We start from the raw sequence: 11,312 nt of genomic DNA on the forward strand, positions 1-11,312 counted from the left end.
TTGATAAAAGTTTTCTTTTTTTACAAAAAAAATAAAACCCTGCCAAGACGAAGGCATCAATACACTAGTTCGTATTCTGCCTTCCTGCCTGTGCAGGGCTTTTAAAACTATGCTAAACGGTATCTATAGATCGACTGTCTGAAGCGCTTGACTACGCTCTGTATCCCGTTCAAGGATCGGCTTTAAGTATCGACCTGTATAGGATTCTTCGACTTTCACGAGCTGCTCCGGTGTCCCGGTAGCCAAGATCGTTCCACCGCCACTTCCGCCTTCCGGTCCCAAATCAATTAGATAATCGGCTGTTTTAATCACATCCAGATTATGCTCAATGACCAGCACCGTCTCTCCTGAATCAACCAAACGATGCAGCACCGTCAATAATCGGTCAATATCGTGAACATGCAGGCCGGTTGTCGGCTCGTCCAAAATATAAATGGTTTTGCCCGTACTGCGACGATACAATTCGGAGGCTAGCTTCACACGCTGTGCTTCACCGCCAGACAAGGTAGTCGCAGGCTGACCCAGCTTGATATACCCCAAACCTACATCCATCAGTGTCTGGATCTTGCGATGAATCTTCGGAATATTTACAAAAAACTCCGTTGCATCCTCTACCGTCATCTCCAGCACATCGGCAATACTTTTCCCTTTGTATTTAACCTCTAGGGTCTCCCGGTTATAACGCTTGCCTTTACACACTTCGCATGGAACATACACATCCGGCAGAAAATGCATCTCAATCTTGATGATGCCATCGCCTCTACAAGCTTCACAACGACCTCCCTTAACGTTAAAGCTAAAGCGGCCTTTCTTGTAGCCTCGTACTTTGGCCTCGTTCGTCTGCGAGAATAAGTCACGGATATCATCAAATACACCAGTATACGTTGCAGGATTGGAACGCGGTGTACGACCAATTGGCGATTGATCGATCTCAACAACCTTTTCTATATGTTCTAGTCCGCGAATTTCTTTATGCTGCCCTGGACGTACTCTCGCACGGTTCAGATCACGCGCCAACGTTTTGTATAAAATTTCATTGACCAGCGTCGATTTTCCAGAACCAGATACACCAGTAACAGCTGAGAAAACACCCAACGGAATTTTGACATTCACATTTTTGAGATTGTTCTCCTTGGCTCCGCGAATCTCCAGCCATTTATCAGCAGGCTTGCGCCGCTCGGTATTGACCGGAATGAACTTGCGTCCGCTCAAATACTGCCCGGTTAAGGAATTCGGGTCTTCCATGACTTCCTGCGGAGTCCCCTGCGACATGATCATCCCACCATGGATTCCAGCTCCTGGCCCGATATCAATGATATAGTCCGCCGCCATCATCGTATCTTCGTCATGCTCCACCACAATCAACGTATTGCCAAGATTACGCATATGCTCCAAAGCACTAATCAGACGGTCATTATCTCGCTGATGCAATCCTATACTAGGCTCGTCCAAAATATAAAGCACACCCATCAGACTGGACCCGATCTGTGTCGCCAGTCGGATACGCTGTGCCTCACCGCCTGACAACGTGCCTGCCGCACGGCTTAAAGTCAGGTATTCCAGACCAACGTTAACGAGGAATCCCAGGCGGCTGTTAATTTCTTTTAAAATGAGATTGGCAATCGACTTCTCCTTCTCACTCAGCTCCAGTGTATGGAAAAAGTTTGAGGCTTCACCGATAGACAAAGCTGTCACAAAAGCTATATTACGCTCTTGAATGGTTACCGACAGGCTTTCTTTTTTCAGTCGGTGTCCCTTACAAGTGTTACATGGCTTTGCACTCATAAAGCCTTCAATAAATTCACGTATACCCTCAGAAGCCGTATCACGATAACGACGCTCCAGATTGGGGATAATCCCCTCAAAGGTCACATAGGCTTCCTTACGTTGACCAAAATCATTCTCATAGCGGAAACGGATCTTCTGCTCTCCCGTTCCATGTAAAATGAGGTTCATTTGCTCTGTCGTCAATTGACTAACAGGAATGTCCTGTGGAATACCGTAGTGCTCGCATACTGACTGTAAAAATTGAGGATAATAAGTGGAAGTTCCACCACTCCAAGCCTGAAAAGCCCCATCCTCGACACTTTTTTCAGGATCGGGAATGAGCAAATCAGGGTCAACCACCATTTTAACTCCTAACCCATCACAATCCGGACAAGCGCCGAACGGACTATTAAAGGAAAACATTCTTGGAGACAGTTCATCTATGCTGAATCCACAAATAGGGCATGCAAAGTTGGAGCTGAACCGCAACTCCTCTTGCCCCATAATGTCTACAAGCAACTGCCCACCTGAAAGATTTAGTGCCGTCTCAATAGAGTCGGATAGACGCGCACGCACATCTTCCTTGACTACGATGCGGTCTACGACCACTTCAATCGAGTGCTTCTTGTTCTTTTCCAGCTCAATCTTCTCAGACAATTCACGTAGTTCTCCATTCACACGTACCCGTACAAAGCCCTGCTTGGCTATATCAGTGAACAGTGTTTTATGCTCACCTTTGCGGCCGGATACCAATGGAGCCAGAATCTGCAGTCTTGTCTTTTCAGGATACTGCAAAATGCGGTCCACCATCTGTTCAACGGTCTGTGAAGTAATTTCAATGCCATGTTCAGGACAATGAGGATGACCCACCCGGGCAAACAACAACCGCAGGTAGTCATAGATTTCGGTAACCGTTCCGACGGTAGAACGCGGATTCCGACTTGTCGTTTTTTGGTCAATGGAAATGGCAGGAGACAGACCGTCAATCGAATCAACGTCCGGTTTCTCCATTTGCCCGAGGAATTGACGGGCATACGCAGATAAAGATTCCACATACCGACGTTGCCCTTCCGCATAGATCGTATCGAAAGCCAGTGACGATTTACCTGAGCCACTAAGCCCTGTCAGGACAACGAACTTGTCCCGTGGAATCGTCACGTCAATATTTTTGAGATTATGCGCGCGTGCGCCTTTGATGATGATGCTTTCATTCGCCAAATGTTTCATCTCCTTAGCCGTAGTTCACGTCATGCTATATCGCATTGGATTATCCCATGGAAGTGATATATCGCAAAGAGAACGACCACATAGGCCGCCCTCACTATTTTAAAAGCAAAGCAATCAAACATTTTATTTTCATATGTTTTGCTTCTAGCTTATTCTCAATGTTTAATCAGCTCGCAACTCCAGCAAAGCATCACGCAGCTCGGCTGCCCGCTCGAACTGTAGGTTCTTGGCGGCGTCTTTCATCTCTGCTTCCAGACGCTGAATGAGTGATTGACGCTCCTTCTTGGAAAGTTTACCCGTCTCATTAGGAAGGTAATCATTCTTTGACTCTGCCACCTTAGTTGCTTCAATAACATCACGAATCTTTTTACGAATGGTTTGCGGGGTAATCCCATGTTCTTCATTATACTGAATTTGAATCGCACGACGACGTTCCGTTTCCTTTAGCGCTTTATCCATAGAATCGGTAATCTTATCGCCGTACATAATAACACGACCGTCACTGTTCCGTGCTGCCCGTCCGATCGTCTGAATCAGAGAGCGCTCAGAACGCAGGAAGCCTTCTTTGTCCGCATCCAAAATTGCAACCAGCGATACTTCCGGCAAATCAAGACCTTCCCGCAACAGGTTGATCCCAATTAGTACGTCGAAGGTCCCTAGACGAAGATCCCGCAAAATAGCCATCCGCTCCAACGTCTTAATCTCGGAGTGCATATACCGAACCTTGATGCCCACTTCTTTTAAATAGTCAGTCAAATCTTCAGACATCTTCTTCGTAAGTGTGGTCACCAGTACCCGTTCCTCACGTTCCATGCGAAGCCGTATCTCATTAATGAGATCGTCAATCTGCCCCTTGCTCGGACGCACCTCAATAATCGGATCAAGAAGCCCGGTAGGACGGATAATCTGCTGTACCATCGTTTCGCATTTCTCCATCTCATAGGGTCCTGGAGTAGCCGATACATAGACGATTTGACTTACCTTGTCCTCGAACTCTTCAAACTTCAACGGACGATTATCCAATGCAGATGGCAAACGAAAACCATGTTCTACCAGTACATTCTTACGTGCTTGGTCACCGTTATACATGGCACGAATCTGCGGCAACGTAACATGGGACTCGTCAATGACGATCAGCATATCATCCGGGAAATAATCCATCAGCGTATATGGTGTTGCTCCTCGCTCGCGGAATGTCAGTGGACCTGAATAATTCTCGACACCGGAACAAAAGCCAACCTCTTTCATCATCTCGATATCATAGCGGGTACGTTGTTCCAAACGTTGCGCCTCTAACAGCTTCCCTTGCTCCTTCAACTCCGCTAACCGCTCTTCAAGCTCACGTTCAATGTTGACCAATGCTACCTTCATCGTATCCTCATGAGTAACGAAGTGAGATGCCGGGAAAATGGCAATATGATCACGTTCACCGATCAATTCACCCGTAAGCACATTAATCTCGGTAATTCGTTCAATTTCATCCCCGAACAGTTCTATACGTATAGCGTGTTCCCCTTGGGAAGCCGGGAATATCTCGACAACATCCCCCCGTACACGGAAAGTACCCCGCACGAAGTTGATATCGTTCCGCTGATATTGAATATCGACCAAGCGGGACAAAATCTGATTGCGGGGTTTCTCCATGCCGACTCTAAGCGAAAGCAGCAAGCTTGAATATTCTTTCGGGGAACCCAAACCATAAATGCAGGAGACACTCGCTACAATAATAACGTCACGACGCTCAAACAGAGAGCTTGTCGCTGAGTGGCGAAGTTTATCAATCTCCTCATTGATGCTGGAATCCTTCTCAATATACGTATCGGAAGACGGAATGTATGCTTCCGGTTGATAGTAATCATAGTAGCTGACAAAATAATCGACTGAGTTATTCGGAAAGAACTCTTTAAACTCACTCGCCAGTTGAGCAGCCAAAGTCTTATTATGTGCAATAACCAGCGTAGGCCGATTCAACTTGGCAATGGTCTGTGCGATGGTAAACGTCTTACCTGTTCCCGTAGCACCCAATAGCGTTTGATGCTTCTTTCCTTCTGCAATTCCCTCTACCAATTCAAAAATGGCCTGAGGTTGATCGCCTTGAGGTTGGAATTCCGACTGAATTTCAAAAGTCTTATCGCTAACAACGATATCACTCATTGCCCTGCATCACCCTTATCGTCTAAAATGGAAACATCATGATTTTACACCAGTCGAGCTTTAACGTCTTTACCTGTAACTCTATGTCGATATTTCCCGAGCAATGATACTTGGGAAATATGGTTGGATAAGAATGTTTGTTCCCGTATTATACCTCTTTCTTACCGTGGATGCAAACGATAAGTCTTGAATAGGAGTGAATTAAATTTTGGATATCACCATCGTATTGGGCATCATCGCCGGAATCATAGCATTAATCGGTGGCTTCTTATGGGAAGGCGGCGAATTTACAGGGCTGCTTCAAGGTACATCGGCTCTAATTGTATTTGGGGGAACTTTCGCCGCAGTTGTGATCAGCTACCCAGCTTCCAAGCTGAAGACGATCCCCACCGCTCTACGGATGGCATTTAGCCGTGAGGAGAATCCTACGAAGCAATATATAGAAGATTTGGTTTCCATGGCTGCCACCTCACGCCGATCCGGTGTGCTTGCGCTAGAGCGTACTTCATCAGAGCATCCGAATGCATTTTTGCGTGAAGGTCTTCAGTTGGTCATCGACGGCACCGAGCAGGAGCAGATCAAACAGATTTTAGAGCTTGAGTTAGATGCCATTGAACACAAACATGAAGGATACGCCAAAATATTTGAATCCGCAGGCGGTTATGCCCCTACGATGGGGATTATCGGTACTGTCATGGGCCTGATCCATGTACTGGGCAGCCTGACCGAGCCTACTGCGCTTGGTCCGTCCATTGCTGTTGCTTTTATCGCAACACTATATGGCGTTGCTAGCGCCAATCTGATCTTCCTGCCCATCGCATCCAAAATAAGAGCTGCCAGTGAGAGTGAAATTATCACTATGGATTTGCTGCTGCAAGGTATTTTGGCTATCCAAAACGGAGAGAATCCAAAGCTTGTACGCAAAAAGTTGGAGTTCTTTATCCGCTCAGAGCAAAATATAGATCACAAACCGCCTCGTCGCTCACGCACAGAGGACGCTTCTCCAAAGGAGGACTTCCATGAGAGCGCGCGGTAAGCGCCGTGGGGGTCAAGGAGGCGGCGGAGACCATCGTGACCGCTGGATGATTACCTATGCCGATCTGATCACCCTGCTGCTCATATTTTTCGTTGTGATGTATGCCATGAGTAGTCTGGATGCTAAAAAATACGATGTCGTTGTTCAATCCCTCCAGGATACGTTCCACAAGGGAGATTCTATTTTGGAGCAAGGCTCGGGCATTACAGGTACTGCCGATCGTTACACCAGCAAAAATCCACCCACGACCAAGCAACCGGCAGCCAATAAAAAGGAAGCTGGATCGACAAAGCTCACCGAACGTGAACAAGCATTCCGCACGCAGGAAAAAGAGCTGCAAAATCTAATGGGTGTCATTCAAGAATATATTACGGACAACAAACTGGAAAACCAGATTTTCGTGTCAGATCAGCCGCGTGGTATTGTCATTACACTGAATGACCGCTTTTTATTCGATCAAGGTAGAGCTGCACTCAAGCAAGGCTCTGCCAACACGCTATCCAAGTTGGCCAGTCTATTTCGAGATTTGAAAACACCGATTAGCATTGAGGGCCATACAGACAACATTCCGTTCACGCGCTCCTCTAACTCATCGACGTATAAGGACAATTGGGAGCTTTCCGGTGCACGGGCACTGTCCGTACTCCGATTCTTTCTCGACAGAGAGCAACTTTCACCCTCAGGATTTCAGTATGCGGGTTACGCAGATACCCGGCCGGTTGGTGACAATAGCACCGAAGCTGGACGACAAAAAAACCGCCGTGTCGAAATCACCGTGCTTCGCCAGCTTCAACAGTAAAACCCAAAAACCTCCTGAGTCACGCAATAACGTGAATCGGGAGGTTTTTTTGATACATATTCATCATTAATACATGGCTTCCGCTCTGATGTAGACGCAGAACAATAAACCGTACGAACAACGTGTATAAGAGCGGCGTACGAGACGCAATAGAGATTATTTTGTTTATTCTATATCCCACTATGTATTAGAAGCCCTAGTGAAGTTAGGTTTTATCTTGTCATGATACTTGAAGATTAATAAGATAGGACAAGCTCGTGTTGCTTCTCTTGTATTTGTGAACTTTGGGGTATGCTCTGTTGTCTGCGATAGCTATATTTCCAGTCACTGTATTTATTAAGGAGTCGATCCAACTCCATGGACTTGATTAACACCCGCCGATCCTTCAATCCCACCTCATTCGCCAAATCATTTAGTTCCTTCCGCTTTTCTTCGATGCATTCCTCCAATTGTTTCCATTTCACATCAATAAACCTCCTGTTCGGTATGGTATTTACATTAGTTTACAAGCTGATACCTTCCCTACAGGTTAAAAATATAATAAAACCCAATTCATCCCTTTAACGGGATGAATCAAAAAAACAGCCTTACCGAGGCTGTTTTTTGATAACTATTAACCGCCCATCCCATGGCCAAACAAAACAATGTTATGAGAGTATTCTAAAAAGCTAAAGAGCCCTATAATTAGAATGAACCTCAGGTTTTTTATTCGCACTTATCAAGACCTCCTCCATGATACTTTCATATTCTGATATTTGGTCTTTTGTTGCCTGCGCTCTAAATTTCCCAAATATTGCTGTGCAGATCATAAACTTTTCTTTGTTATTGATTTGAAGACATTTTCTCAAGCATTTTAAAACATAATAAATACCATTTTCATAGGAATGGCTATTAAACATATATATTGTTAGTTGATAACAAAAATCAGCATACGTATGATAACTAAATGATGGTTCATAATAACTGGTTTCCATAGATAATTCATCATTAAATGAGTTTAATTCGCGGGAAAACTGTTGGAGGATATTTTCAATTAAAAAACCATGCTTGTTAGCCGACTCTACTATCGTTAATAACCCTAATAAAATTTCTGGTGGGTTATTTTTTAAAAATTGAATATATATTGGCAAACTACCTGTATCGCCCATAAGAATTTTCAAGTTAAGTTGATTAGCATTTGCCCAAAGGGTGAACTTTTGTACTTCTTTTTGTCCAATCTCTCCTAAATTCTCAAACCAACTCAAATCGGCATAGCCAGAAATATACTTCATTGCTTCCTCATACTTCTCTTGTTTTTCCAGAGCATTACCCTTTATTAAGTAACCTTGACCATAGTAGACCACTAAATGTCTCTCAGTTTTCAATGTAACATTCTTTTTATTAGTTTCTCTGCTCTTACAAACAATAGTTGCAAGCGCTCTTAATTCATCTGCATAACGCTCTGTTTCTTTCCATTGATGCAAGTTGAAATAAAGATTTGACAGTTTAAGCAGACCATCTAAATGATATTCTAAGGGTACCCGATTTCTAAAGGGTACAAATCTTAGTGCGGCCTCCAAATTTCTTTCCATACTTTCACTAACAGAGATTGAAAAAATTCTATAATGACTGATTGCCAATCTCTCAGAATGTTGGTACTTTTCATTTTCAATAACACATTCATAGAAAGGAATAGCTTCCTTTAGCTTTCCTTCCTCATACAACTCTTCTGCTAAAGTGAAAATTGTAGGAATATGATTAAGATCCTCCATTAATCGAGATAGTACTTTCTCCACACACCTCAGATTCCCTACTTCAACACAACGAATCAGGAACGGCTTGACCCTTTTCCAATGAGGTCTTCCATCATAAAAACATTCATCCACATACAGGTCATACAACCAGCCTTCTGGATAATTAAATGCTTTGGTAATCAAGTCCATTTGTCTTACCGAGATAGGTTTAGGCGGATTGCCATTAAGCATAGCACTAAATATGCCCCGGTTAAGCCCCGTAGCTTGTCCAAAACTATTAAAAGTGTAGCCACCAAGTTTTAGTTCTTTCTCAATTTCCGAACGGATCGTGGTTGCATTTTCCAATAAAAACACCCCCGGCGTATTCAGATGATTTTAAAAATCACCCTCCTCGACAATCAATTACAATATACTAGAAATTATATGAATAAATTGGATGGTGGTCAACCCCTTTTCTACACTGTTTTATTATATTATGGAATTTGATGTTTATTAAATAGTTCTCACAAGAACTAAATATATAACAATTTAGGCAATTTAATTACCTCCACGCCTGATCTGGCTTTGTCTACACTCATACTATAGGAGTGTGGAGGTCTATGGAAACGACGAAACTTATAGGAACGAAAATTCGCCAATTTCGAAAATTGCGTGGTATTACACAAGAACAGTTAGCAGAAGCATCCGATTCAACAGGTTCCTATATCGGCAAGTTGGAGCGCGGTGAGGTCAATGTGCAGATCAAAACACTGGAAAAAATAGCAGAGGCGCTGAACACGAACGTATTTGCATTTTTTGACTATAATCCATATGAAGAACTCAAAAGCCAGCCCTGGATTTGGGAATGCATTCATATCCTTTCCCAGCAGAATGAAGCAGGGCAAAATAAAGCTTATCGCATATTGAAGGAACTGTTCTCTTCTTCACAAAGCGAGCTTTTGGAGAGTAGCTCCGACACCCCTGATACACATGAGGAATAGTAAATTTCACTCAATTAACATGCACGAAAAATTAAAAGAGCTATGTGATCTTCTACTCTAGGTAGAGAAACATAGCCCTTTTTTTGCTCTAAGAGGTCATTTGCCTCATACTAATTTCCACTGCTTGTATCACTTTTTTATATTCTGTTCGTTGTTCTTCGGTCGAGTGATCCTTATATTTCTCAAATAATAGCGTGATGGACTTGATATAGTAATTCTTATCGTTTAACTCTGAGGAGGCTTTTAAACTAATCAGCATACTGTCTATTGCCTCGGTATAGCTTCCTTTACTGAAATAGTATCGACTAAGCTCAAGAAAAAAACGAGAATATGTCAGCAGATCATTATTTGTATGATAATACGAAATATTTGTACGTAGCTCCCTAAATTCATTAATATTCTCAGCAAAAAGAACCAGAGTTTCGTCTACTGAGTAACGGTAATGATTGGCCGATTCTATAATAGTCAATAGCCCAAGTAATATTTCCTGAGGATTATTTCTAATAAGTTCAACATAGGCAGGCAAACTAGCCGTATCCCCCATCAGAATTTCTAAATTCAAACGGTTTGCTATTCCCCATATTTCGAATTTCTGTGCCTCTATCATTCCAATCTCATCCAGACCTTCAAATCCAGTTAGATTTTCATAGTAAGGTATGAACTTCATAGCTGCTTCATATAGCCCTTGTTTTTCGAAGGAGTTTCCCTGCATTAAATAGGCTTGACCATAATAAACGATTAGATGTCTTTCTGTATTTAAACGTATAACTTCGCGATTCTTCGCCCTCGCTTGAGCTTGATGCCAATAAATGCTTGTGACTAGTACCTCAAGTTCCTTCGCATAGTGTATAGCCGCCTCATAATCATAAAATTGGAAATATGCATTAGTCAATTTTAACAACGCGTCTAATTGGTAATTCTCGGGAAGATTCCTCCGAAACGGTGCAAACTTTATAGTTGCTTGACGATTATTATCCAAGTCAGTATTCAGAGAATAACAAAACAAACGATACTGGCAGATTGCCAACCGCTCCGAGTGGTAATATTTTTCATTTTCAATTACACACTCATAAAAGGGAGTAGACTCCTTTTTCTTTCCTGCTTCGTGTAGTTCTTCTGCAAGCTCAAATATCGTCGGTACATAGGACAAGTCCTCGGTCAGTCTCCACAATACCTTTTGAATACAGTCTTCCCTCCCTAACTCTACACAACGTAATAAAAAAGGCTTAATCCGTTTCCAGTGTCCTTTTCCCTCATAAAAGCATTCATCTATGTATAACTCATACAGCCAGCCTTCGGGATATCCCAATGCCTTGGTAATCAAGTCCATCTGCCGAACCGAGATCGGCTTAGGTGGGTTGCTGTTAAGCATGGTGCTAAATATGCCACGGTTAATTCCAGATACTTTACTGAAGCTGCTAAATGTATGCCCCCTTTGCTTTAGTTCTGTCTCTATCTTCGAGCGGATCGTAGGTGTATGTTCCATGCTAATCCCCCTCTTTAGCTTGAAGAATTATATTTTTCGTCTCCACTAACATTATAAGGTAATTTTAGTTCGTGATTTCTTAAACCTGAATATAATAATCAAACATATCTCTTGGAGTATTTTTGTACAA

Annotated in this window: 8 protein-coding genes; 3 read left to right on the forward strand and 5 right to left on the reverse strand. The window is 43.1% G+C overall.

Going from position 1 to position 11,312, the window contains the following annotated elements:
• Positions 1 to 123: 123 nt before the first annotated feature.
• Both uvrA and uvrB read right to left on the reverse strand, forming a co-directional pair.
• Positions 124 to 2,985: an excinuclease ABC subunit UvrA gene (gene uvrA / locus JOE49_RS02905; RefSeq protein ID WP_023990603.1), complete on the reverse strand. Its 2,862-nt coding sequence runs from the start codon at positions 2,983 to 2,985 to the stop codon at positions 124 to 126.
• A 171-nt stretch (positions 2,986 to 3,156) separates the two neighbouring features.
• Complete coding sequence (uvrB, locus tag JOE49_RS02910; RefSeq protein ID WP_160789175.1) at positions 3,157 to 5,148, reverse strand: excinuclease ABC subunit UvrB; 1,992 nt, start codon at positions 5,146 to 5,148, stop codon at positions 3,157 to 3,159.
• Between the two features lie 208 nt (positions 5,149 to 5,356).
• Here uvrB and JOE49_RS02915 point away from each other — a divergent pair, with 208 nt between their 5' ends.
• Both JOE49_RS02915 and JOE49_RS02920 read left to right on the forward strand, forming a co-directional pair.
• Complete coding sequence (locus JOE49_RS02915; protein WP_160789174.1) at positions 5,357 to 6,184, forward strand: flagellar motor protein; 828 nt, start codon at positions 5,357 to 5,359, stop codon at positions 6,182 to 6,184.
• Positions 6,168 to 6,983 (forward strand): flagellar motor protein MotB, encoded by an 816-nt coding sequence (locus tag JOE49_RS02920; RefSeq protein WP_160789173.1) that lies wholly within the window; start codon positions 6,168 to 6,170, stop codon positions 6,981 to 6,983. Before JOE49_RS02915 ends, JOE49_RS02920 begins: the two co-directional genes overlap by 17 nt.
• Before the next feature lie 236 nt (positions 6,984 to 7,219).
• Here the strand turns inward: JOE49_RS02920 and JOE49_RS02925 are convergent, their stop codons facing one another.
• The gene (locus tag JOE49_RS02925; RefSeq protein WP_023990607.1) at positions 7,220 to 7,447 is read right to left on the reverse strand and encodes an aspartyl-phosphate phosphatase Spo0E family protein; all 228 of its coding nucleotides are present in this window, start codon (positions 7,445 to 7,447) and stop codon (positions 7,220 to 7,222) included.
• A 204-nt stretch (positions 7,448 to 7,651) separates the two neighbouring features.
• Positions 7,652 to 9,061 carry a DNA-binding protein gene (locus tag JOE49_RS02930; protein ID WP_028542115.1) on the reverse strand — a complete coding sequence of 470 codons (1,410 nt, stop codon included), beginning with the start codon at positions 9,059 to 9,061 and terminating at the stop codon, positions 7,652 to 7,654.
• 254 nt (positions 9,062 to 9,315) lie between these two features.
• On the opposite strand from JOE49_RS02930, the gene JOE49_RS02935 reads away from it, so the two are divergent.
• Positions 9,316 to 9,696, forward strand: a complete 381-nt coding sequence (locus tag JOE49_RS02935; RefSeq protein WP_028542116.1) for a helix-turn-helix domain-containing protein — start codon at positions 9,316 to 9,318, stop codon at positions 9,694 to 9,696.
• 88 nt (positions 9,697 to 9,784) lie between these two features.
• Here the strand turns inward: JOE49_RS02935 and JOE49_RS02940 are convergent, their stop codons facing one another.
• Entirely contained in the window at positions 9,785 to 11,182 is a 1,398-nt protein-coding gene (locus JOE49_RS02940; RefSeq protein ID WP_209940526.1) for a DNA-binding protein, read from the reverse strand.
• Between the last annotated feature and the right edge of the window lie 130 nt (positions 11,183 to 11,312).

The sequence above is a fragment of the Paenibacillus sp. PvR133 genome, assembly GCF_017833155.1.
In the GTDB taxonomy this organism is placed as follows: Bacteria; Bacillota; Bacilli; order Paenibacillales; family Paenibacillaceae; genus Paenibacillus; species Paenibacillus polymyxa_B.

Excerpts from the sequence above, each read along its gene's own strand:
- JOE49_RS02940 (WP_209940526.1), bottom strand. The coding sequence starts at position 11,182 with ATGGAACATACACCTACGATCCGCTCGAAGATAGAGACAGAACTAAAG.
- JOE49_RS02920 (WP_160789173.1), top strand. The coding sequence starts at position 6,168 with ATGAGAGCGCGCGGTAAGCGCCGTGGGGGTCAAGGAGGCGGCGGAGAC.
- JOE49_RS02935 (WP_028542116.1), top strand. The coding sequence starts at position 9,316 with ATGGAAACGACGAAACTTATAGGAACGAAAATTCGCCAATTTCGAAAA.
- uvrB (WP_160789175.1), bottom strand. The coding sequence starts at position 5,148 with ATGAGTGATATCGTTGTTAGCGATAAGACTTTTGAAATTCAGTCGGAA.